Source organism: Streptococcus oralis (assembly GCF_001588645.1).
In the GTDB taxonomy this organism is placed as follows: Bacteria; Bacillota; Bacilli; order Lactobacillales; family Streptococcaceae; genus Streptococcus; species Streptococcus oralis_AB.
This window is the reverse complement of record NZ_LAYF01000001.1, coordinates 61446-85263: the sequence shown is the minus strand read 5'-3', so window position 1 is coordinate 85263 and position 23818 is coordinate 61446. Positions and strand designations below refer to the sequence as shown.

Here is a 23818-nt window from a genome sequence, read left to right as displayed (position 1 = left end):
CAAATGACATTCCCTATCAAAAATGATAAAATAAGAAAAAATAATCCGAGAATCGAGGAAAAAAGATGCAAGAAAAGATTTTGGTAACTGGTGGTGCTGGATTTATCGGAACCCACACTGTTATTGAGTTGATCCAAGCAGGTCATCAAGTGGTTGTGGTGGATAATCTTGTCAATAGCAATCGTAAAAGTTTAGAAGTTGTTGAAAGAATCACAGGAGTTGAGATCCCTTTCTATGAGGCAGATATCCGTGACACAGATACACTCAGAGATATTTTCAAGCAGGAAGAACCAACTGGTGTCATTCACTTTGCTGGTCTGAAGGCTGTTGGCGAATCAACACGCATCCCTCTTGCCTACTATGATAACAATATCGCAGGAACTGTCAGCCTTTTGAAAGCCATGGAAGAAAACAACTGTAAGAACATCATCTTCAGTTCTTCGGCGACAGTATACGGAGATCCTCACACTGTTCCAATCTTAGAAGATTTCCCGCTTTCAGTGACCAATCCATACGGTCGTACTAAGCTCATGTTAGAGGAAATTTTGACGGATATCTACAAGGCAGACTCAGAATGGAATGTGGTCTTGCTTCGTTACTTCAACCCAATCGGAGCGCATGAAAGTGGAGACTTGGGAGAAAATCCTAATGGAATTCCAAACAATCTCTTGCCTTATGTTGCGCAAGTAGCAGTTGGTAAACTAGAGCAAGTGCAAGTTTTCGGTGATGACTATGAAACTGAGGACGGAACAGGTGTTCGTGACTATATCCACGTTGTAGACCTAGCCAAAGGTCACGTTGCAGCTCTACAAAAGATCCAAAAAGGTTCAGGCCTTAACATTTACAACCTTGGAACAGGTAAAGGCTATTCAGTTCTTGAAATTATCCAAAACATGGAAAAAGCGGTGGGACGTCCAATTCCTTACCGCATCGTAGAACGCCGCCCAGGTGATATCGCTGCCTGCTACTCAGACCCTGCAAAAGCCAAAGCTGAACTGGGATGGGAAGCAGAACTCAGTATCACGCAAATGTGTGAAGACGCATGGCGTTGGCAAAGCAAGCATCCAAATGGATTTGAAGACTAAGATGATGATCTCAATCATTGTCCCATGTTTAAACGAAGAGGAAGTACTTCCTCTTTTTTATCAGTCTGTTGAAGCACTGCTTCCAGAATTGGGAGCAGAGATCGAGTATGTCTTTGTGGATGACGGGTCTAGCGATGGAACCTTAGACTTGCTAAAGGCCTATCGGATGCAAAATCCTGCGGTACATTACATTTCTTTCTCGCGAAATTTTGGGAAAGAGGCGGCCTTATACGCAGGTTTGCAGCATGCAAGTGGAGACTTGGTGGTCGTGATGGATGCAGACCTTCAGGATCCTCCTAGTATGCTACTTGAGATGAAAGCCTTACTAGACCAAAATGCAGACTTAGACTGTGTTGGGACACGGAGAACTAGTCGAGAGGGAGAACCCTTCATTCGTAGCTTCTGTGCCGATCTCTTTTACCGCCTCATGCAAAAAATCAGCCCCGTAGCTCTGCCCTCGGGTGTCCGTGATTTTCGGATGATGAGAAGGTCGGTGGTGGATGCTATTTTAGCCTTGACCGAATCCAATCGTTTTTCTAAGGGTCTCTTTGCTTGGGTTGGTTTTCGAACGCACTATCTTGACTATCCAAATGTTGAAAGACAGGCTGGCAAGACCAGTTGGAGTTTTAGGCAGCTCTTTTTCTACTCGATTGAAGGGATTCTCAACTTTTCAGATTTTCCCTTAAGTATAGCCTTTGTAGCGGGACTCCTATCTTGTTTTATTTCTTTTGTGATGACTGTTTTTGTGGTGTTTCGGACTCTTATCTTGGGAAATCCGACATCTGGCTGGACCTCTCTGATGGCTGTCATTCTCTTTCTTGGAGGGATTCAACTTCTGACCATTGGGATTCTAGGCAAGTATATCAGTAAGATCTATCTAGAGACCAAAAAAAGACCACTCTATCTCATCAAAGAAAAAAGTGACCTTTCTATTATTGAAGGAAAAAATAACCAAAAAAGACTATAATTTTACCTAGAAATATGCTAAACTAGTAGGTGTGGGAAAAATGAGAAAAAATCAATTATATTTATTCCCTGCTTCCTACGATGGATCTTTTAGAAGTGCTCTTGTAGGACAATTTTTGATGGCCTCCAGAACATCGCTGGTCTCAGCGATTTCTCTTTGCAATTCAACTGGATCATCGCAAAATCGAACGATTCCATTATCGTGATAATCAAAGAGTTCAGAATAGGTTTGGCAAAGCCCACAGGCGATGCACCGTTCGGGTATAAGTGTGATTTTCATATTTATATTGTAATAAGAAAATGTAAAAAAAACAAGGAGTAAGGTATGGAAAAAGAACCATGGCAAGAAGATATTTATGAAAACAATGAGGAAGAATCAAGATCGGAACGTCGTCACCGTAAACAAAAGGGAAAAGGCGTTGTTGCCAATCGTGTCTTGACAGTTCTAGCTAGCCTCTTCTTTGTAATCGTTGTAGCAATGGTTGTCGTATTGATTTACCTTTCTACTGGAGGAAGCAACCGCACGGCTGCCTTGAAGGATTTTTATGATCCTTCAGCACCTGCTAGCACTTCCACTTCAAAAGTGGAAGAATCATCCTCTTCAAGTAGCAAGGTAGAGGAAACAGCTTCTTCTGAATCAACACCTTCACAGAGCAGTTCGGAAGAACATACTACAGAGGGTGAAGGAACACTTACAGTACAGCCTGGAGAGGGTGAAGCAGCTCTTGCACAACGTGCAGGGATTTCCATTGCCCAGTTGGAAGCATTGAATCCTTCTCATATGTCATCTGGCTCTTGGTTTGCTAACCCAGGTGATGTCATCAAGACAAGATAGGAGTCGGAAATGAAGACAATTCAAATTGCTATTGATGGTCCTGCTTCCAGTGGTAAGAGTACGGTCGCAAAGATCGTCGCAAAAGATTTTGGCTACACTTATCTCGACACGGGAGCTATGTACCGTGCGGCTACCTATATGGCCATCAAACACCAAGTAGATGCTGAAACTGTAGACCAACTTCTTCATCTCCTAGACCAACACCCCATTAGTTTTGGGCGTTCAGAGGCAGGTGAACAACTTGTCTTTGTTGGTGATGTAGATATTACTCATCCTATCCGTGAAAATGAAGTGACCAACCAGGTTTCAAGCATTGCGGCTATTCCAGAAGTGCGTGAGAAACTGGTCTCTCTCCAACAGAAGATTGCCCAGCAAGGTGGTATTGTCATGGATGGACGTGATATCGGGACAGTTGTTTTACCACAAGCTGAACTCAAGATTTTCCTAGTAGCATCTGTTGAAGAAAGAGCAGAGCGTCGTTACAAGGAAAATATTGCTAAAGGTATTGAGACGGACCTGGAAACTCTGAAAGAAGAGATTGCGGCACGTGATTACAAAGATAGTCATCGTGAAACCTCACCTCTCAAACAAGCAGAAGACGCAGTTTACCTCGACACAACTGGATTGAGTATCCAAGAAGTAGTCGAAAAAATCGAATCAGAAGCAAAAAAATATATGTCCTAGGGACGAGAGGAGCAGGCTAAATGAAGCCTGCTCCTTTTCTCTCTTTTGCGTGCGTTTCAAAACAGCCTTTTTGGGAGAATTTTGATAAAATAGTAGTATCAATAAAAAGGACGGAAGCATGACAAAGAAAATCATAGCCATTTGGGCCCAAGATGAAAAAGGTGTGATTGGTAAAGAAGACCGTCTTCCTTGGCATTTGCCAGCAGAATTACAACATTTTAAGGAAACAACTTTGAACCACGCCATCTTGATGGGACGAGTGACTTTTGATGGAATGGGGCGTCGTCTGCTTCCCAAACGCCAAACCTTGATTTTGACACGAAACAGTGACGAAGTCGTGGATGGTGCGCTCGTGTTTCAAGATGTGAAATCTGTTTTAGCGTGGTATCAGAGTCAAGAAAAAAATCTCTATATCATTGGTGGGAAACAGATTTTTCAGGCTTTTGAGCCCTATTTAGATGAAATCATCGTGACGCAGATTCATGCTCAGGTGGAGGGAGACACCTATTTCCCTGAGGATTTTGACTTGTCTCTTTTTGAGACAGTCGCAAGTAAATCCTATATCCGAGATGAGAAAAATGACTATGATTTTACCATCCAATACCGAAAGAGAAAGGAAGTCTAATGGAGCGCAGTATATTTGGATTTTTTACAGCCTTTTTGTGCGTGATCTGTATTTTGGCGGGAGCACAGGCTTTTCGTAAGAAGCGCTATGGACTGTCTGTCTTACTCTGGTTGAATGCTTTTACCAATCTGGTCAACAGTGTCCATGCTTTTTATATGACCTTATTTTAGATAGAATGATAAATTAGAATGGAAGGAAATCATGCCTACAAATAGGAAAAATGATATGATGGTTTATTGCTCATTTTGTGGCAAAAGCCAAGAAGAAGTAAAGAAAATAATCGCTGGGAACAACGCCTTTATCTGTAATGAATGTGTGGAGTTGGCCCAGGAAATCATTCGGGAGGAGTTGGCCGAGGAAGTTTTGGCAGACTTGTCTGAAGTACCAAAACCAATCGAACTCCTCAATATCCTAAATCACTATGTGATTGGTCAAGATCGTGCCAAACGTGCCTTGGCAGTGGCTGTATACAATCACTACAAACGCATTAATTTCCACGATACGCGTGAAGAGTCTGAAGATGTGGATTTGCAGAAGTCAAATATCCTGATGATTGGTCCAACTGGTTCAGGGAAAACTTTCTTGGCTCAGACTTTGGCTAAGAGCTTGAACGTGCCTTTTGCTATTGCAGATGCGACAGCTCTGACTGAGGCTGGGTATGTGGGTGAGGACGTGGAAAATATCCTCCTCAAACTCTTGCAGGCTGCTGACTTTAACATCGAACGTGCAGAGCGTGGGATTATCTACGTGGATGAAATTGACAAGATTGCCAAGAAGAGCGAGAATGTGTCTATCACACGTGACGTTTCTGGTGAAGGTGTGCAACAAGCCCTTCTCAAGATTATCGAGGGAACCGTTGCTAGCGTGCCGCCTCAAGGTGGACGCAAACATCCACAACAAGAGATGATTCAGGTGGATACCAAGAATATCCTCTTCATCGTGGGTGGTGCCTTTGATGGCATCGAAGAAATCGTTAAACAACGTCTTGGTGAAAAAGTTATTGGCTTTGGACAGAATAATAAGGCGATTGATGAAAACAGCTCCTACATGCAAGAAATCATTGCAGAAGATATTCAAAAATTCGGTATTATCCCTGAGTTGATTGGACGCTTGCCTGTCTTTGCAGCTCTTGAGCAATTGACGGTTGATGACTTGGTTCGCATCTTGAAAGAGCCAAGAAATGCCTTGGTCAAACAATACCAAACCTTGCTTTCTTATGATGACGTTGAGTTGGAATTTGACGACGAAGCCCTTCAAGAGATTGCCAATAAAGCCATCGAACGCAAAACGGGTGCGCGTGGTCTTCGCTCCATCATCGAAGAAACCATGCTGGATGTCATGTTTGAAGTACCAAGTCAGGAAAATGTGAAATTGGTCCGCATCACCAAAGAAGCTGTCGATGGAACGGAAAAACCAATCCTAGAAACAGCCTAGAGGTGACTATGGAAATCAATACACACAATGCTGAAATCTTGCTCAGTGCAGCTAACAAGTCCCACTATCCGCAGGATGAACTGCCAGAGATTGCCCTTGCAGGACGCTCCAATGTTGGCAAGTCCAGCTTTATCAACACCATGCTCAACCGCAAGAATCTGGCCCGTACATCAGGAAAACCTGGGAAAACCCAGCTCCTTAACTTTTTTAACATTGATGACAAGATGCGTTTTGTGGATGTACCAGGTTACGGCTATGCCCGCGTTTCAAAAAAGGAACGTGAAAAGTGGGGTCGCATGATTGAGGAGTACCTGACAACTCGGGAAAATCTCCGTGCGGTTGTTAGTTTGGTGGATCTCCGCCACGACCCGTCAGCAGATGATGTGCAGATGTACGAATTTCTCAAGTATTATGAGATTCCGGTTATCATCGTTGCGACCAAGGCGGACAAAATTCCTCGCGGTAAGTGGAACAAGCACGAATCAGCAATCAAAAAGAAATTAAACTTTGACCCAAGTGACGACTTCATTCTCTTTTCATCTGTCAGCAAGGCAGGGATGGATCAGGCTTGGGATGCAATATTAGAAAAATTGTGAGGGAAAGAAATGGCAAAAACAATTCATACAGACAAAGCTCCAAAGGCTATCGGACCTTATGTTCAAGGAAAAATCGTTGGCAACCTTTTGTTTGCGAGTGGGCAAGTTCCTCTTTTGCCTGAAACTGGGGAGATTGTAGGAGAGACCATCCAAGAACAGACAGAGCAAGTCTTGAAAAACATTGGTGCTATTTTGGCAGAAGCGGGAACGGACTTTGATCACGTTGTCAAAACAACTTGCTTCTTGAGCGATATGAACGACTTTGTTCCTTTTAATGAGGTTTACCAAACGGCCTTCAAAGAGGAGTTCCCAGCTCGTTCAGCTGTGGAAGTAGCTCGTCTTCCTCGCGATGTGAAAGTCGAAATTGAAGTCATCGCAGAGATTGGATAAGCTAGTTGAAGTTTGGTTTTGCCAAACTTCTTTTGATATAAGGAGAGATAGATGACAAAAAAACAACTTCACCTAGTGATTGTGACAGGGATGAGTGGTGCAGGAAAAACCGTAGCCATTCAGTCCTTCGAGGATTTGGGGTATTTCACTATTGACAACATGCCGCCAGCCCTCTTGCCAAAGTTTTTACAGTTGGTCGAAACCAAAGATGATGACCACAAACTGGCTTTGGTAGTGGACATGCGTAGCCGTTCCTTCTTCTCGGAGATTCAAGCTGTTTTGGATGAATTGGAAAACCAGGATGAATTGGATTTCAAAATCCTCTTTTTGGATGCAAAAGATAAGGAATTGGTAGCCCGTTACAAAGAAACCAGACGGAGTCACCCTCTAGCAGCAGATGGTAGAATTTTAGACGGCATCAAGCTGGAACGTGAACTTTTGGCACCTTTGAAAAACATGAGCCAAAATGTGGTGGATACGACAGAACTTACTCCGCGTGAACTTCGTAAAACCATTGCTGAGCAATTTTCGGACCAAGAACAAGCCCAGTCTTTCCGTATCGAGGTCATGTCTTTTGGATTCAAGTATGGTATCCCTATTGATGCAGACTTGGTCTTTGATGTTCGTTTCTTGCCAAATCCATACTACCTTCCGGAGCTCCGTAATCAGACAGGTGAGGATCAAGCAGTTTATGACTATGTGATGAATCATGAAGAGTCTGAAAGTTTCTATCAGCACTTACTCGCCTTGATTGAACCCATTTTGCCAAGTTACAAAAAAGAAGGCAAGTCTGTTTTGACTATTGCAGTGGGATGTACAGGTGGACAACACCGTAGTGTTGCCTTTGCCAAACGAATCGCAGAGGACTTAGCTAAAAACTGGCCTGTCAATGAAAGCCATCGTGACAAAGACCGAAGAAAGGAAACGGTAAACCGTTCATGAGAAAACCTAAAATAACGGTGATTGGTGGAGGAACTGGTATCCCCGTCATTTTGAAAAGTTTGCGGGAAAAGGATGTTGAGATTGCAGCCATCGTAACAGTCGCCGATGATGGTGGATCTTCTGGTGAGCTAAGAAAGAATATCCAACAACTGACACCGCCTGGAGATCTTCGTAATGTTTTGGTGGCCATGTCGGATATGCCCAAGTTTTATGAGAAGGTTTTTCAGTACCGATTCTCAGAAGAGGCTGGCGCTTTTGCTGGTCATCCCCTAGGGAATCTCATCATCGCAGGCCTTTCTGAAATGCAGGGATCTACTTACAATGCCATGCAGCTACTAAGTCTCTTTTTCCATACAACAGGGAAGATTTACCCATCAAGTGACCACCCTTTGACGCTACATGCAGTCTTTAAGGACGGTTCTGAGGTGGCGGGTGAGAGCCATATTGCAGATCATCCAGGCATGATTGACCATGTCTATGTGACCAATACCTTGGATGATGAAACACCGCAAGCCAGCCGTCGAGTAGTCAATACCATTCTCGAGAGTGACATGATCGTCTTGGGTCCTGGTTCCCTCTTTACATCGATTTTACCCAATATCGTGATCGAAGAGATTGGACAAGCACTCTTGGAGACCAAGGCAGAGATAGCCTATGTCTGCAATATCATGACCCAGCGTGGGGAAACAGAGCACTTTTCAGACAGTGACCATGTGGAAGTTCTCCATCGCCATCTAGGTCGGCCTTTTATTGATACAGTCTTGGTCAATATTGAGAAGGTTCCTAGAGAATACATGGATACCAACCGTTTCGATGAATATTTGGTACAGGTGGAACATGATTTTGCTGGTCTCTGCAAGCAGGTTCCTCGTGTGATTTCTTCCAATTTCCTTCGTTTGGAAAATGGAGGAGCCTTCCACGATGGGGATTTGATTGTGGATGAATTGATGCGAATTATACAGGTGCGAAAATGAGTTTTACAGTTGCAGTAAAAGAAGAGATTCTTGGTCAGCACCATCTCAGTCGTCATGAACTATCAGCCATCATCAAGATGTCTGGCAGTATTGGTCTCTCGACTTCGGGCTTGACCTTGTCTGTTGTGACTGAAAATGCCAAGTTAGCTCGGCACCTTTATGAGTCCTTTCTCCATTTTTATGAAATCAAGTCAGAGATTCGTCACCATCAGAGAAGCAATCTTCGCAAGAACCGTGTCTATACGGTCTACACTGATGAGAGGGTACAGGAGCTTTTAGCTGATTTGCGGCTTGCAGATTCCTTCTTTGGTTTGGAGACAGGCATTGATCCTGATATTTTAGCAGATGAAGAAGCAGGTCGTGCCTACTTATGTGGGGCCTTTCTGGCAAATGGTAGTATTCGAGATCCTGAGTCTGGCAAGTACCAGTTGGAGATTAGTTCCGTTTATCTGGACCACGCCCAAGGACTGGCCTCTCTCCTTCAGCAGTTTTTGCTGGACGCCAAGGTTATTGAGCGAAAGAAAGGTGCAGTTACCTATCTCCAGCGTGCAGAGGACATCATGGATTTCTTGATTGTGATTGGAGCCATGCAGGCGCGTGATAACTTTGAGCGCGTCAAGATTTTGCGTGAAACCCGTAACGATCTCAATCGAGCCAATAACGCTGAAACAGCCAATATCGCTCGGACAGTTTCTGCCAGCATGAAAACCATCAATAATATCAGTAAAATCAAAGATAGAATGGGCTTGGAAAATTTACCAGTGGATTTGCAGGAGGTGGCTCGCTTGCGGATCCAACACCCAGACTACTCTATCCAGCAGTTGGCAGATAGCCTGAGCAATCCCCTGACCAAAAGTGGTGTCAACCACAGACTGAGAAAAATTAACAAAATTGCAGATGAATTATAAAACCACGGATTAACTAATCCGTGGTTCTTTTCTTATAAACTGGTTGAGTGTTTGGGTTGTACTTTTTGGTCAGGGTCGATGTAGTTGATAGCATTGTTCACAGCTGTAGGTGCTTCTCCAAGTCCTGTGGCAATCAAATCAATCTTTCCTTCGTAGTAGCAGCAGTCTCCGATAGCATAGATACCTGTTTGGCTAGATTCTTGTTTGCTATTGACGATAATCTTATGACGGTTGAGATCGAGGCCCCATTTTTTAAGATTTCCGACAGAAGACTTGAAGCCGTAGTTGACAAAGAGGTGGTCTACCTCAATCGTTTCGGCTTCATCAGATTTGACTTTGGTGATTTCCAGTTTATCGAGTGTTTTTCCATCTCCAAGGAGTTGGCTAGGAACGAATGGTGTCTTGATAGTCACAGATGATTCTTGTAGAGCTTGCACACTATGTTCCAAGGCACGGAAATTATCTCGACGGTGAACAAGAGTAGTTGGGGCGATTTTTTCAAAAGCCAATGCCCAGTCAACTGCTGAGTCCCCTCCACCAAGGATAGTCACTTTCTTGCCAGCGTATTGCTGGATATTGGCAACGTGGTAGTAGATATTTTCATAGTTTTCGACGCCATCTAATTCGAGCGGACGAGGTTTAAAGGCACCACCACCCATGGCAATAATGACTGTTTTAGTCAGGTGGCTTCCTTTGTTAGTTTGAATTGTAAAGTTTTCTTCTTGTTTCTCGATTTCAAGAACAGTTTCGTTGAGGTGAACCGGTGTTTCAAAGCCGTTTAGCTGTTCAATCAGGCGATTGGTCAGCTCTTCCCCAGTTAAGTTTGGAAAACCTGGCACATCAAGGATTTGCTTTTCAGGGTATAGGATGGCAGGCTGACCACCGAGCTGGGGAAGAGAGTCGATGATTTGGACTTTGGCTTGGCGTAGGTGGGCGTAAAAGGCAGCAAAGAGGCCGACAGGACCGCCACCTACAATGGTAATATCATAGAGTTGAGACATGATTTCTCCTTCGTTTTTTCTAGTCAGTTTATTTTATCATAATTTTGCTTAATTTAAAATGAAGTAGGATGGGGAAAAAATGAGTAGAAAATGGTATAATAGTACGGAAAGTGTTTTGACAGGGAGGAGGCCAGGGATGAATTTTCAACAATTATCCAATTTGCAATACTGGACGAGTTTGTTTTCAAGTCCTTGGACGATAGTCATCAATCTGATTGATATTTTGATTGTGACTTATATTTTGTATCATTTTACCAAAGCGATTGCAGGGACTAAAATCATGATCTTGGTTCGGGGAGTCTTGGTCTTTATTCTAGGTCAGATTCTGTCAAATATGATTGGCTTAACGACCATTTCATGGTTGATCAATCAGATTATCACCTACGGGGTCATCGCAGCGGTGGTTATCTTTTCGCCAGAGATTCGTACTGGTTTGGAGAGATTAGGTCGAGCTACTGATTTCTTCTACAATGCCCCTATTAGTGCGGAAGAGCAAATGGTTCGTGCCTTTGTCAAATCAGTCGAGTACATGAGTCCACGTAAGATAGGTGCTCTGGTTGCTGTTCAGCGAGTGAGAACCTTGCAGGAATATATCTCAACTGGAATTCCTCTAGATGCGAAAATCTCTTCTGAGTTATTGATTAATATCTTTATCCCAAATACTCCCTTACACGATGGTGCGGTCATTGTCAGAGAAGATCGGATTGCAGTAACTTCAGCCTACCTACCCCTGACTGAAAATACAGGAATTTCCAAGGAGTTTGGAACACGCCACAGGGCGGCGATTGGTTTGTCAGAAGTATCGGATGCTCTTACCTTTGTGGTTTCTGAGGAAACAGGTGGAATCTCCATTACCTATAATGGAGTCTTTAAGCATGATTTGACCTTGGAAGAGTTTGAATCTGAATTGAGAAGAATCTTACTTCCAGCATCAGAGGAAAAACAAGGTTTGAAAGAGCGTTTGCTAGGAGGATTGAAACATGAGAAAAAATAGTCTTTATATTATTTCTTCCTTCTTTTTCGCCTGCATCCTCTTTATCTACGCGACTTCTACAAACTATCAGAATAGCAATAGTGCCAGACAGGTGAGGACAGAAACCTACACCAACACGGTCCTTAATGTCCCAATCGATATTCAGTATGATAGCGACCAGTACTTTATCAGTGGTTTTACATCTGAAGTTACTGTCTTCCTAACTGGATCAAATAGAGTTGCTTTAGCGAGCGAGATGCAGGAAAGCACTCGAAAATTCAAGGTCAAAGCTGACTTAACCAATGCCAGTGTAGGGACCATTGAAGTTCCTCTAACCATTGAAAATTTACCGAGTGGTTTGACGGCTGTTGCAACTCCGCAAAAGATAACAGTCAAGGTTGGTAAAAAAGCAAAACGAGACAATGTAATCGTTGTGCCTGAGATTGATCCTAGTCAGATTGATTCTCGGGTCAAAATCGACACAGTAACTGTTTCAGATGAAAAAGTAACGGTTATTAGTGACGAGGAAACTCTCTCTAGAGTAGATCGTGTCATTGCCATCTTGCCAACGAGTGAACGGATAACAGGTAACTATTCAGCCTCTGTTCCTCTACAAGCAGTCGATAAAAATGGAAATGTCTTGCCAAGCGTCATTATGCCATTTGACACTACAATGAAAATTACAACTAAGACAGTATCGTCTAGCTCGAGTTCTTCGTCAACGACCTCATCAACAGGGTCCTCGACTAGCAGCTCGTCTTCAACGAGTTCAGAAACAAAACCAGACTCGTCTAAACAAGAATAAATAAAAAAGTAGAAAAGGATGATTAACAACATGGGTAAATATTTTGGGACCGATGGAGTCCGTGGAGAAGCAAACGTAGAACTGACGCCAGAATTGGCCTTTAAATTGGGACGTTTTGGTGGATATGTTCTTAGCCAACATGAAACGGAAGCCCCTAAAGTCTTTGTAGGACGTGATACACGTATCTCAGGAGAAATGCTAGAATCTGCCTTGGTGGCAGGTCTTCTATCAGTAGGGATTCACGTCTACAAACTCGGTGTCCTTGCAACACCAGCAGTAGCTTATTTGGTTAAAACTGAGGAAGCTAGTGCGGGTGTCATGATTTCAGCGAGTCACAACCCAGCCCTTGATAATGGAATTAAGTTCTTTGGTGGGGATGGCTTCAAACTTGATGACGAAAAAGAAGCAGAAATCGAAGCCTTGTTGGACGCTGCCGAAGACACACTTCCTCGTCCAAGTGCCGAAGGATTGGGAACCTTAGTGGACTATCCAGAAGGCTTACGTAAGTATGAAGGCTACCTTGTTTCAACTGGAGCGCCTCTCGAAGGGATGAAAGTGGCCTTGGATACAGCCAACGGTGCAGCAGCTACGAGTGCTCGTCAGATTTTTGCTGATTTAGGTGCTCAGTTAACAGTTATCGGTGAGACACCAGATGGTCTTAATATCAACTTGAATGTTGGTTCAACACACCCAGAAGCTCTCCAAGAACTAGTCAAAGAAAGCCAGTCAGCTATTGGTTTGGCCTTTGACGGAGACAGTGACCGTTTGATTGCTGTCGATGAAAATGGCGACATCGTCGATGGTGATAAGATTATGTACATCATCGGGAAATACCTTTCTGAAAAAGGCCAGTTAGCTCAAAACACCATCGTGACAACCGTCATGTCTAACCTTGGCTTCCATAAGGCCTTGGAGAGTGCTGGCATTAACAAAGCAGTCACTGCAGTTGGAGATCGCTATGTTGTCGAAGAAATGAGAAAATCAGGCTACAACCTTGGTGGTGAACAGTCTGGTCACGTTATCTTGATGGATTACAATACAACTGGTGATGGTCAATTATCAGCTGTCCAATTGACCAAAATCATGAAAGAAACAGGCAAAAGCTTGTCTCAACTGGCATCAGAAGTGACGATTTACCCACAAAAATTGGTCAATATCCGAGTGGAAAATGCCATGAAAGAAAAAGCCATGGAAGTACCAGCTATCAAAGCCATCATCGAAAAGATGGAAGAAGAGATGGCAGGCAACGGCCGTATCCTTGTCCGCCCAAGTGGAACAGAACCCCTCTTGCGTGTCATGGCAGAAGCGCCAACAACAGAAGAAGTCAACTACTATGTCGATACGATTGCTGCTGTGGTTAAAGATGAAATCGGAATTGACTAAAGCCTAGAAAAACTAGATGAAATGATAAAAATGTGGTACAATTGCATAGTAAATTGTAGCAAAGGGAGAGAAAAATGAATCTTAAACGAGAACAAGAATTTGTTAGCCAGTATCACTTTGATGCTCGTAACTTTGAATGGGAAAATGAAAATGGAGCTCCTGAAACCAAGGTAGACGTGAACTTTCAGTTACTCCAACATGACCAAGAAAACCAAGTGACTTCTTTAGTCGTTATCTTGAGCTTTATGATTGTCTTTGACAAATTTGTCATCAGCGGAACAATTTCCCAAGTGAACCATGTGGAAGGTCGTATTGTTAATGAACCAAGCGAATTTAACCAAGAAGAAGTTGAAACTCTGGCACGTCCATGTTTGAACATGCTCAATCGTTTGACGTATGAAGTAACAGAAATCGCCTTGGATCTTCCAGGGATCAATTTGGAGTTTTAGTCATGAAATTAGCTGTCATTACAGATTCTTCCGCCTATTTAGAGGAGAAGACGCTGCAAAGAGAGAATCTATTTATCTTGGATATTCCTGTCAATATTGATGGGGAAGAGTATGTCGAAGGTGTCAATCTGACTGCTGAGGAATTTTATCAAAAAATGGCTCAGTCTGCTGAATTGCCTAAGACCAGTCAACCAAGTATTGCTAAATTGGATGAGATTCTAAGTTCCTTGAAAGAAGAGGGCTATAGCCATGTCTTGGGGCTCTTTCTTTCGTCAGGGATTTCAGGTTTTTATCAGAATATCCAATATATGTTAGACGAGTATGAAGATTTGACCATTGCCTTTCCTGATACCCATATCACAAGTGCTCCTCTAGGATTTATGGTAGAGAGTGCTTTTGAATGGGCAGAACAGGGTGATGATTTTGCTCAGATTCAGGAGAAATTGGCTATCCAAATCGCTGATAATTCAGCCTTTATCATAGTAGATGACCTTGATCACTTGGTTAAGGGAGGACGTCTATCAAATGGGGCTGCCATCCTAGGAAATCTTCTCAGTATCAAGCCCATTCTTTACTTTAATGACCAAGGTGTAATTGAAGTTTACGAAAAAGTTCGTACAGAGAAAAAAGCAACCAAACGTTTGGTGGAAATCATCAAAGAGTTGACAAAAGATGGGGACTACCGTATTACAGTCATTCATGGGAACGCTCCTCAAAAGGCGACAGATTTGCGCCAACTCTTGATTGAGAGTGGTGTGAATTCTGAGATTCCAATTGTCAGCTTTGGTAGTGTCATTGGGACCCACCTTGGAGAAGGCAGTATTGCCTTGAGCTATACACCAATCGTCTAAATTGTTCTTACAGGCTTTGTATCTTAGAAATTGAACACGGACTACCTGCCTCTTGAAAAAAGTTGCCTGTCTTACCTTTCATGGAAAGTCAGCGCCATTCCCTATTTTTCATGGGCAGCTAACGTCCTTTATATCTTAGTCAGGAGTAGTGATGAGTATTCGAGTGATTATTGCTGGGTTTAAGGGAAAGATGGGCCAGGCCGCTTGTCAGATGGTTTTGGCTGATCCTGACTTGGACTTGGTGGCAGTTTTGGATCCTTTTGAGTCTGAGTCAGAATGGCAGAGAATTCCTGTCTTCAATGATAAGGCAGCCTTGGTTGGATTTGAGGCTGATGTCTGGGTGGATTTCACCACACCAGCTGTTGCTTACGAAAATACGCGCTTTGCCCTTGAAAATGGTTTTGCTCCAGTAGTTGGAACAACAGGATTCACTAGTGAAGAAATTACAGAACTAAAAGCATTTTCCCGTGAACAAGATTTGGGTGGCTTGATAGCCCCTAACTTTGCCTTGGGTGCGGTCTTGCTGATACAATTTGCGTCCCAGGCTGCCAAATATTTCCCAAATGTGGAGATTATCGAGCTTCATCATGACAAGAAAAAAGATGCTCCGAGTGGAACAGCTATCAAAACAGCTGAGTTGATGGCTGAAGTTCGGGAGTCTATTCAGCAAGGTGCGCCTGATGAGGAAGAATTGATTGCAGGTGCCCGTGGTGCTAATTTTGATGGTATGCGAATCCATTCAGTCCGTCTACCAGGCTTGGTAGCCCATCAAGAAGTCATCTTTGGCAATCAAGGAGAAGGATTGACACTCCGTCATGACTCCTATGATCGCAGCTCCTTCATGACAGGGGTCAATTTGGGAATCAAAGAAGTTGTCAAGCGTCATGAGCTTGTCTATGGATTAGAACACTTATTATGAGATTAACACAAATGCCTTCTGAATTTCAGAAGGCTTTACCAGTATTAGAAAAAATTAAAGAAGCAGGTTTTGAAGCCTATTTTGTTGGAGGCTCTGTCAGAGATGCCATTCTCCATCGTCCCATCCATGATGTGGATATTGCGACTTCATCCTATCCAGAGGAAACCAAGCAGATTTTTCCGCGAACAGCTGATATCGGAATCGAGCACGGAACTGTCTTGGTTTTAGATGGTGACGAGGAGTATGAGGTAACCACCTTTCGGACAGAGGATGTCTATGTAGACTATCGCAGACCCAGTGCAGTTTCCTTTGTGCGCTCGCTAGAAGAAGATCTCAAGCGCCGTGATTTCACAGTCAACGCCTTTGCCTTGGATGAGACAGGAGAAATCATCGATTTGTTCCATGGTCTCAAAGATCTGGAAAATCAAGTCTTGCGAGCAGTTGGAGTACCTAGTGAGCGCTTCAATGAAGATGCCTTACGTATCATGCGTGGTTTTCGTTTTCAGGCCAGTCTCGGTTTTAAACTTGAGCGAGAAACATTTGAAGCCATGAAATCCTTGACACCACTCTTGGAAAAAATTTCTGTGGAGCGTACCTTTGTTGAATTTGACAAACTCTTGCTTGCACCTTTTTGGCGTGTTGGCCTGTTTTCCATGATTGAGAGTCAAGCTTATGATTACCTCCCTGATATGGCAGACAGTCGAGAAAAGCTCCAAAAATTGTTTGATTTAGAGGCGGATTTCACCTTTGAGTCTTCTGAGCAAGCTTGGGCGGCCCTCTTGTGGGCTTTGGAGATTAAGGATGCACAGTCATTTTTGAAGCATTGGAAAACCTCACGTCAATTTGCAAAGCAGGTTCAGGATTTGCTGACTATTTTAGCTCTGCGTGAAAAGGGAGAATTGAGCAAGCGTGATTGTTACCGTTTTGACTTGGATTCCCTTCTACAAGCTGAACGTCTTCGTCAAGCCCAAGGAAAAGAGGTCAACCCCCAACTTATCACAGAAACTTACCAGAGTTTGACCATTCATGACAAGAAAGAAATCCAGATTAACGGTGGTATTTTAATCAAGGAATATGGTTACCAGCCAGGTCCAGATTTGGGAGATATTTTAACTGAGATTGAGTTTGCCATTGTCGATGGTGACTTGGAGAATGACCGTGATGCCATTCATACTTACCTGAGGGAGAAAAAATGAGTGATTTTATCGTTGAAAAACTAAGTAAATCCGTTGGTGACAAGACCGTTTTTAAGGATATTTCTTTTATCATCCATGATTTGGACAGAATCGGTCTGATTGGTGTCAATGGAACGGGTAAGACCACCCTTTTAGATGTTTTATCAGGTGTTTCAGGCTTTGATGGGGATGTCAGTCCTTTTTTGGCTAAAAATGATTACCAGATTGGCTACTTGACTCAGGATCCAGATTTTGACGACAGTAAGACTGTTCTAGATACCGTTCTGTCCAGCGACCTCAAGGAAATCCAGTTGATTCGTGAGTATGAACTCCTCATGCTCAACTACAGTGAGGACAAGCAGGCTCGATTGGAACGCGTTATGGCGGAGATGGATTCTCTCCAAGCCTGGGAAATCGAAAGTCAGGTCAAGACCGTTCTCAGCAAGTTGGGTATTCAGGATTTGTCAACTCCAGTTGGTGAATTGTCAGGTGGTCTGAGAAGACGTGTTCAGTTGGCGCAAGTTCTCCTAGGCAACCACGACCTCTTGTTACTGGACGAGCCGACCAACCATCTGGACATTGCGACCATCGAGTGGCTGACCCTCTTTTTGAAAAATTCCAAGAAGACGGTTCTCTTTATCACCCATGATCGCTATTTTTTAGATGCATTATCAACGCGGATTTTCGAGTTGGACCGCGCAGGCTTGACCGAGTATCAGGGAAATTACCAGGACTATGTTCGCCTCAAGGCCGAACAAGATGAACGCGATGCCGCTCTCCTTCACAAAAAAGAACAACTCTATAAGCAAGAATTAGCCTGGATGCGCAGACAACCGCAAGCGCGTGCGACCAAGCAACAGGCCCGTATCAATCGTTTCCACGATTTGAAAAAAGAAGTTTCAGGTGGCGTTGCTGATACAGACTTGACCATGAACTTTGAAACCAGTCGGATTGGGAAGAAAGTCATCGAGTTTCAGGATGTTTCCTTTGCCTATGAAAACAAGCCAATTTTGCAAGATTTTAATCTCTTGGTGCAAGCCAAAGACCGTATCGGAATCGTTGGGGATAATGGTGTCGGGAAGTCAACTCTGCTTAATCTCATCGCAGGAAGTCTTGAGCCAACAGCAGGTCAAGTTGTGATTGGGGAAACCGTTCGTATCGCCTATTTCTCTCAACAAATTGAGGGCATGGATGAGAGCAAGCGAGTTATCAATTACCTGCAGGAAGTGGCAGAGGAGGTCAAGACTAGCGGTGGTTTTACAACTTCCATCGCTGAGTTGCTAGAGCAATTCCTCTTTCCACGTTCGACGCATGGAACCTTGATTGAGAAGTTGTCTGGAGGAGAGAAAAAACGTCTCTATCTCCTTAAACTTCTCCTTGAAAAACCCAATGTTCTGCTTTTGGACGAGCCGACAAATGATCTGGATATTGCGACCTTAACAGTTTTGGAGAATTTCTTGCAAGGTTTTGCTGGTCCTGTTTTAACAGTCAGCCACGATCGCTATTTCCTTGATAAGGTAGCGACTAAGATTCTAGCTTTTGAGGATGGTAAGATTCGTCCTTTCTTTGGCCATTACACTGATTACCTTGACGAAAAAGCTTTTGAAGCAGAAACAGCAAGTCAAGTTCAAAAGGCCGAAAAAGAGAAAGCGGTCAAAGTTCGTGAAGACAAGAAGCGTATGACCTATCAAGAAAAGCAGGAGTGGGCAAGCATTGAAGGCGATATTGAAGCCTTAGAAAATCGTATCGCATCCATTGAAGAAGAAATGCAGGCAAATGGCTCCGACTTTGGTAAACTAGCGACTCTTCAAAAAGAGCTAGACGAGAAAAACGAAGAACTCCTTGAAAAATACGAACGCTATGAATATTTAAGTGAGTTGGTATGATGGAAGAAAAAGTCATTAAGCGTAGTCCAAAGAAAATCATTTGGAATGCCTTGTTTGGCCTAGCTTCGGTGCTTTTCTTCTTGTTACCTCTCTATTATCTCCATTCGTATTCGCAAAAGGGGACGGGACTTCATACGGTAAGTCTTTTGTTGATGCTGTTTGTACTTTTTTGTGCTGGAGTAGTCATTTATCAGACATACAGACTGTTAAGTTCCGATAAGGAATATTTGAGATGTACTGTTGAGGGGTTTTACTACAAACCGAATCCAAAGAAACCCAGTCAATTTTACGCTTGGGCTGATGTAGAAGAATTTTCCTTCTCTCGGATTCGAGGGAAGTATAGGGATTCCTATCGGATTGAAGTTGATTTTAAAAACAAGGAAAATGCGAAATCCCAATCACTTATAGTCCTACTGAAGAGAAGGTGTTTCCCTTTTCATCAGTCAGCAGATTTGCTTATCCCTATCTTTCTATTAGATGTAGGTCTTCCTGAAAGGGCATACGAGACTATGAAGTATTATGAAAGAGAATGGCGCATCGAGCAAAATCGTCAAGCAAGAAAACAGACAAAACAAGCTTCGAAAAGCAAATCTTTCAAACAGCTATAATCCAGTTTAGCTTAAAAATCAATCAAAAAAGCCCTATCCACTGGATAGGGTTACTCTTTGTCTTCTTTTTTTGTTTCCTGGTGGAAGATATTTTGCCAAGTTTCATGGCGACGCCAGATACTGGTGTGGACGATACCATCTAACTCATAGCAAATGAGCTTGGTTTTTTGACTAATGGAAGTAATTTGAATATCCTTGATTGTAGTAGGTAGTTCTTTTGCAACTTTATAAGCGCCCTTGTCCATCTGCTCTCCATCTTGACGGATATAGAGAAAGTCCTCAGCAAGGAGTTCTTCTAGCTGATTCCCTTGGTCAATCAATTGCTCGCGCATGAGTAGTTTTTTATAGACATTGTCCAAAATTTCGTCTTCAGGTATAGGAGCAGGTTCGATGTGGATATCGGTATCAAAGACTCCAAAACGCTCTTCCAGCATGGATTCGACCTGGTCTGCAATTTCGTGACTTTCATAGACTGATAGATCGGGATTCATCTCCAGTGTGATATCAAGGTAGATATTGCTACCGTAGGTGCGACCTCTTTGAGACTTAACCTTACTAATCTTTGGAATCTCCATGATGGCCTTCTGATAATCTTCCAGCAGACGGTCGTCAAAACCATCTGAAAGACTAAAGGAAGACTCTATAAAGATATCATAGGCTGTCTTTAAGATAAAGAAGGTGATGATGATAGCGACCAGTTTATCCACGATAGGATAGTTGAAACTGCTGGCTAGGATGGCAATGGAAGTACCAAGTGAGGTAACAGCATCGGAAAGATTGTCCTTGGCGGCAGCCTTGAGGGCCTTGGATTTGGATCTCTTACTGAGGCGAGTATTATAGAGATAAACTGCGAACATGACTGCCGCAGAGATGACTCCGAGAGTTGCACCCAGAGGGTCGATAACCGTCTGTTCCCGACTGAGGATTTTCTGAATGGTGTCCCGAAGCACATCAAAACCAACATAGAACATGATGATGGAAGTAATCAAGCTAGCCAAATCTTCGATTTTCCAGTGACCAAAGCGATGATCACGGTCTGCAGGTTGGCGCGCCATCCGAATACCGATCAGAAGAGCAACATTTCCGATAATATCGGATACGTTGTTGAAACCATCCGCTACCAAACTGGAAGACTGTAGGAGGTGGCCAGTCGCTAATTTTGCCGTAGATAATAGGAGGTAGGTCGAAATGCTGATAATGGCACCACGTTCCGCCAACTTGAGATTTGACATGGATTGGTTCATCGGACTTCCTTTCTAGTGCTGAGATTCTGTTTTCATTATACTGGTTTTCATGGGAAAATTCAAATTTAGTCTTGTTTCATCGGATTTTAATTCTTGAAAATTGTTCAAATTTTGATATAATAGTACTACTCAAGGGAGTAGCTGGCAGAAACCTGTGATAGTGTCGTCATTCCGAATTTTATACTGCAAAGTATTCTTTCCGGCGCTATCTTAAACAGCGAGACTTGTTATGATTAACAGGTCTCTTTTTGTTTGTCATAAAACTAAAAGAGAACTTGTTTTGCACACAATGTCAAGGAGGAGACACATGTCAAAAGAACAAAAACGCCAAGCGTTTTACACTCAAAGTCCTGAAGAGGTCTTGAAGTCAGTTGAAGCAACTGAGCAAGGTCTTTCGTCAAGCGAAGCGCAGAAACGTCTAGCTGAATATGGACGCAATGAACTGGAAGAGGGTGAGAAAAAATCTCTCCTAGTCAAGTTTATCGAGCAATTTAAGGATTTGATGATTATCATCCTAGTTGCTGCGGCTATCTTGTCAGTCGTAACTTCTGGTGGGGAAGATATCGCAGATGCCATCATTATCCTAGCCGTGGTTATCATCAACGCTGCCTTTGGTGTTTACCAAGAAGGAAAAGCAGAAGAAGCCATCGAAGCCCTCAAGTCTATGTCTAGTCCAGCTGCTCGCGTTATTCGTGATGGGCACATGGCTGAGATTGATTCCAAAGAATTGGTACCAGGTGATATCGTTGCCCTTGAAGCAGGTGACGTCGTACCAGCAGACCTACGTTTGCTAGAAGCTAATTCACTTAAAATCGAAGAAGCAGCATTGACAGGTGAGTCTGTTCCAGTCGAAAAAGACTTGACTGTCGAGCTCTCTGCAGATGCTGGTATTGGTGACCGTGTCAATATGGCCTTCCAAAACTCAAATGTGACTTATGGTCGTGGTCTTGGCGTTGTTGTCAATACAGGTATGTACACGGAAGTGGGTCATATCGCTGGCATGCTCCAAGATGCGGATGAGACGGATACACCACTCAAACAAAACTTGAACAACCTTTCTAAGGTCTTGACCTATGCAATTTTGGTCATTGCCCTTGTTACTTTTGTAGTTGGAGTCTTCATTCAAGGTAAAAATCCACTTGGTGAGTTGATGACCTCTGTTGCGCTTGCTGTTGCAGCCATTCCAGAAGGACTTCCTGCTATCGTGACGATCGTTCTTGCCCTTGGTACTCAAGTTTTGGCCAAACGAAACTCTATCGTTCGTAAGTTGCCAGCAGTAGAAACACTTGGTTCAACAGAAATCATCGCTTCTGATAAGACTGGTACGCTTACCATGAACAAGATGACAGTCGAAAAAGTCTTCTACGACGCAGTCCTACATGACTCAGCTGATGATATTGAACTTGGCTTGGACATGCCTCTTCTTCGTTCTGTTGTTTTGGCTAATGATACTAAGATTGATGCAGAAGGAAACCTGATCGGGGATCCAACGGAAACAGCCTTCATCCAGTATGCCTTGGACAAGGGCTACGATGTTAAAGGATTTTTAGAGAAATATCCTCGTGTAGCTGAATTGCCGTTTGACTCAGATCGTAAACTCATGTCAACGGTTCATCCATTGCCAGATGGTACATTCCTCGTGGCAGTCAAGGGGGCTCCAGATCAACTTTTGAAACGCTGTGTTGCTCGTGATAAAGCTGGAGATGTTGCTCCGATTGATGAGAAAGTCACTGAATTAATCCATACAAATAACTCGGAAATGGCTCACCAAGCCTTGCGTGTCCTTGCAGGTGCTTATAAGACTATCGACAGTATTCCAGAAAATCTTACTTCTGAAGAGCTTGAAAACAACTTGATCTTTACTGGATTGATTGGAATGATTGACCCTGAACGTGCCGAAGCAGCAGAAGCTGTTCGTGTCGCTAAGGAAGCGGGAATCCGTCCAATCATGATCACTGGTGACCACCAAGACACAGCAGAAGCTATTGCCAAACGTTTGGGAATTATCGACGAAAATGACTCGGAAGACCATGTTTTGACTGGTGCTGAGCTTAACGAACTTTCTGATGAAGAATTTGAAAAAGTCGTTGGTCAATACTCTGTCTACGCGCGTGTATCTCCAGAACACAAGGTTCGTATCGTCAAGGCTTGGCAAAAACAAGGTAAGGTTGTTGCTATGACAGGTGACGGTGTTAATGATGCGCCAGCTCTGAAAACAGCCGATATCGGTATCGGTATGGGAATCACTGGTACAGAGGTTTCTAAGGGGGCTTCTGACATGATTCTTGCAGATGATAACTTTGCGACCATTATCGTCGCAGTTGAAGAAGGACGCAAGGTCTTCTCAAACATTCAAAAGACTATTCAGTACTTACTTTCTGCCAATACTGCTGAAGTATTAACTATCTTCTTATCAACCTTGTTTGGTTGGGACGTCTTGCAGCCAGTTCATCTTTTGTGGATCAACTTGGTAACCGATACCTTCCCAGCTATCGCTCTTGGTGTTGAACCTGCTGAGCCAGGTGTTATGACCCACAAACCTCGTGGACGTAAGTCAAGCTTCTTCTCAGGTGGTGTTTTGAGTTCTATCATCTATCAAGGTGTACTCCAAGCAGCTATTGTTATGAGTGTTTATGGACTTGCAATTGCTTACCCAGTTCATGTGGGTGACAATCATGCCATTCATGCGGATGCCCTTACTATGGCCTTTGCAACCCTTGGTTTGATTCAACTATTCCATGCCTACAATGTCAAGTCTGTTTACCAATCCATCTTGACAGTTGGCCCATTCAAGTCTAAGACCTTTAACTGGTCCATCTTGGTATCCTTCATCCTTCTGATGGCGACCATCGTTGTAGAACCACTTGAAGGTATCTTCCACGTAACCAAACTAGACTTGTCACAATGGGCTATTGTTCTAGCTGGAAGCTTCTCAATGATACTTATCGTCGAAATCGTCAAGTTTGTTCAACGTAAACTTGGTCTTGATAAGAACGCGATTTAAAAAGAAAGTCATCTTCGGATGGCTTTTTTTGCATTTGAGGGAAAGGACTAGAAGTTGCCCCCTTTTGTGCTATAATAAAGT

Annotated in this window: 25 protein-coding genes; 22 read left to right on the top strand and 3 right to left on the bottom strand. The window is 43.3% G+C overall.

Annotation, left to right across the window (positions count from 1 at the left end; translation table 11 throughout):
- Positions 1-65: 65 nt before the first annotated feature.
- A complete protein-coding gene (gene galE / locus A0739_RS00405) occupies positions 66-1085 on the top strand; it encodes a UDP-glucose 4-epimerase GalE (RefSeq protein ID WP_061586687.1) in 1020 nt (339 codons plus the stop codon).
- The gene (locus tag A0739_RS00400) at positions 1069-2052 is read left to right on the top strand and encodes a glycosyltransferase family 2 protein (protein ID WP_196755692.1); all 984 of its coding nucleotides are present in this window, start codon (positions 1069-1071) and stop codon (positions 2050-2052) included. The genes galE and A0739_RS00400 overlap by 17 nt, the downstream gene beginning before the upstream one ends.
- 75 nt (positions 2053-2127) lie before the next feature.
- On the opposite strand, the gene A0739_RS09920 is transcribed toward A0739_RS00400, so the two are convergent.
- Complete coding sequence (locus tag A0739_RS09920; protein WP_196755691.1) at positions 2128-2331, bottom strand: ferredoxin; 204 nt, start codon at positions 2329-2331, stop codon at positions 2128-2130.
- Positions 2332-2376: 45 nt separating this feature from the next.
- Between A0739_RS09920 and A0739_RS00395 the strand changes: the two genes are divergently transcribed.
- The 10 genes from A0739_RS00395 (at position 2377) to whiA (ending at position 9439) form a co-directional block, all read left to right on the top strand.
- The gene (locus A0739_RS00395; protein WP_061586686.1) at positions 2377-2886 is read left to right on the top strand and encodes an SAG1386/EF1546 family surface-associated protein; all 510 of its coding nucleotides are present in this window, start codon (positions 2377-2379) and stop codon (positions 2884-2886) included.
- 9 nt (positions 2887-2895) lie between these two features.
- Positions 2896-3570, top strand: a complete 675-nt coding sequence (cmk, locus tag A0739_RS00390) for a (d)CMP kinase (RefSeq protein WP_061406661.1) — start codon at positions 2896-2898, stop codon at positions 3568-3570.
- A gap of 118 nt (positions 3571-3688) precedes the next feature.
- Positions 3689-4195, top strand: coding sequence for a dihydrofolate reductase (locus tag A0739_RS00385; protein ID WP_061586685.1), 507 nt, complete (start codon positions 3689-3691; stop codon positions 4193-4195).
- Positions 4195-4365, top strand: coding sequence for a hypothetical protein (locus A0739_RS00380; RefSeq protein WP_061586684.1), 171 nt, complete (start codon positions 4195-4197; stop codon positions 4363-4365). The genes A0739_RS00385 and A0739_RS00380 overlap by 1 nt, the downstream gene beginning before the upstream one ends.
- Positions 4366-4396: 31 nt before the next feature.
- Complete coding sequence (gene clpX / locus A0739_RS00375; protein WP_002874765.1) at positions 4397-5629, top strand: ATP-dependent Clp protease ATP-binding subunit ClpX; 1233 nt, start codon at positions 4397-4399, stop codon at positions 5627-5629.
- Positions 5630-5637: 8 nt separating this feature from the next.
- The gene (gene yihA / locus A0739_RS00370) at positions 5638-6225 is read left to right on the top strand and encodes a ribosome biogenesis GTP-binding protein YihA/YsxC (protein WP_000405203.1); all 588 of its coding nucleotides are present in this window, start codon (positions 5638-5640) and stop codon (positions 6223-6225) included.
- Between the two features lie 9 nt (positions 6226-6234).
- Positions 6235-6615: a RidA family protein gene (locus tag A0739_RS00365; RefSeq protein ID WP_042902708.1), complete on the top strand. Its 381-nt coding sequence runs from the start codon at positions 6235-6237 to the stop codon at positions 6613-6615.
- A gap of 51 nt (positions 6616-6666) precedes the next feature.
- Positions 6667-7557: an RNase adapter RapZ gene (gene rapZ, locus A0739_RS00360; protein WP_061586683.1), complete on the top strand. Its 891-nt coding sequence runs from the start codon at positions 6667-6669 to the stop codon at positions 7555-7557.
- A complete protein-coding gene (locus tag A0739_RS00355) occupies positions 7554-8531 on the top strand; it encodes a YvcK family protein (RefSeq protein ID WP_061586682.1) in 978 nt (325 codons plus the stop codon). Before rapZ ends, A0739_RS00355 begins: the two co-directional genes overlap by 4 nt.
- Entirely contained in the window at positions 8528-9439 is a 912-nt protein-coding gene (whiA, locus tag A0739_RS00350; RefSeq protein WP_000011290.1) for a DNA-binding protein WhiA, read from the top strand. Before A0739_RS00355 ends, whiA begins: the two co-directional genes overlap by 4 nt.
- A gap of 32 nt (positions 9440-9471) precedes the next feature.
- Here the strand turns inward: whiA and A0739_RS00345 are convergent, their stop codons facing one another.
- On the bottom strand, positions 9472-10440 hold the full coding sequence (locus A0739_RS00345; RefSeq protein ID WP_061586681.1) for an NAD(P)/FAD-dependent oxidoreductase: 969 nt from the start codon (positions 10438-10440) through the stop codon (positions 9472-9474).
- 136 nt (positions 10441-10576) lie between these two features.
- Here A0739_RS00345 and cdaA point away from each other — a divergent pair, with 136 nt between their 5' ends.
- The 9 genes from cdaA to A0739_RS00295 all read left to right on the top strand — a co-directional run bounded on the left by cdaA (position 10577) and on the right by A0739_RS00295 (position 19489).
- The gene (gene cdaA, locus A0739_RS00335) at positions 10577-11434 is read left to right on the top strand and encodes a diadenylate cyclase CdaA (RefSeq protein ID WP_001011082.1); all 858 of its coding nucleotides are present in this window, start codon (positions 10577-10579) and stop codon (positions 11432-11434) included.
- Complete coding sequence (locus A0739_RS00330; RefSeq protein WP_061586680.1) at positions 11421-12218, top strand: CdaR family protein; 798 nt, start codon at positions 11421-11423, stop codon at positions 12216-12218. The genes cdaA and A0739_RS00330 overlap by 14 nt, the downstream gene beginning before the upstream one ends.
- Positions 12219-12248: 30 nt before the next feature.
- Positions 12249-13601 (top strand): phosphoglucosamine mutase, encoded by a 1353-nt coding sequence (gene glmM / locus A0739_RS00325; RefSeq protein ID WP_061586779.1) that lies wholly within the window; start codon positions 12249-12251, stop codon positions 13599-13601.
- Between the two features lie 74 nt (positions 13602-13675).
- Positions 13676-14050, top strand: a complete 375-nt coding sequence (locus A0739_RS00320; protein WP_001050092.1) for a DUF1149 family protein — start codon at positions 13676-13678, stop codon at positions 14048-14050.
- A 2-nt stretch (positions 14051-14052) separates the two neighbouring features.
- Positions 14053-14901 carry a DegV family protein gene (locus A0739_RS00315; RefSeq protein WP_061586679.1) on the top strand — a complete coding sequence of 283 codons (849 nt, stop codon included), beginning with the start codon at positions 14053-14055 and terminating at the stop codon, positions 14899-14901.
- A 151-nt stretch (positions 14902-15052) separates the two neighbouring features.
- Positions 15053-15820 (top strand): 4-hydroxy-tetrahydrodipicolinate reductase, encoded by a 768-nt coding sequence (gene dapB, locus A0739_RS00310; protein ID WP_061586678.1) that lies wholly within the window; start codon positions 15053-15055, stop codon positions 15818-15820.
- Positions 15817-17016, top strand: coding sequence for a CCA tRNA nucleotidyltransferase (locus tag A0739_RS00305; protein ID WP_082243768.1), 1200 nt, complete (start codon positions 15817-15819; stop codon positions 17014-17016). The genes dapB and A0739_RS00305 overlap by 4 nt, the downstream gene beginning before the upstream one ends.
- Entirely contained in the window at positions 17013-18881 is a 1869-nt protein-coding gene (locus tag A0739_RS00300) for an ABC-F family ATP-binding cassette domain-containing protein (RefSeq protein ID WP_061586676.1), read from the top strand. The genes A0739_RS00305 and A0739_RS00300 overlap by 4 nt, the downstream gene beginning before the upstream one ends.
- The gene (locus A0739_RS00295) at positions 18878-19489 is read left to right on the top strand and encodes a hypothetical protein (protein ID WP_061586675.1); all 612 of its coding nucleotides are present in this window, start codon (positions 18878-18880) and stop codon (positions 19487-19489) included. The genes A0739_RS00300 and A0739_RS00295 overlap by 4 nt, the downstream gene beginning before the upstream one ends.
- A 50-nt stretch (positions 19490-19539) precedes the next feature.
- Here the strand turns inward: A0739_RS00295 and A0739_RS00290 are convergent, their stop codons facing one another.
- A complete protein-coding gene (locus A0739_RS00290) occupies positions 19540-20733 on the bottom strand; it encodes a cation diffusion facilitator family transporter (protein ID WP_061586674.1) in 1194 nt (397 codons plus the stop codon).
- Between the two features lie 307 nt (positions 20734-21040).
- Between A0739_RS00290 and A0739_RS00285 the strand changes: the two genes are divergently transcribed.
- Complete coding sequence (locus tag A0739_RS00285; protein WP_061586673.1) at positions 21041-23737, top strand: cation-translocating P-type ATPase; 2697 nt, start codon at positions 21041-21043, stop codon at positions 23735-23737.
- Positions 23738-23818 lie beyond the last annotated feature (81 nt).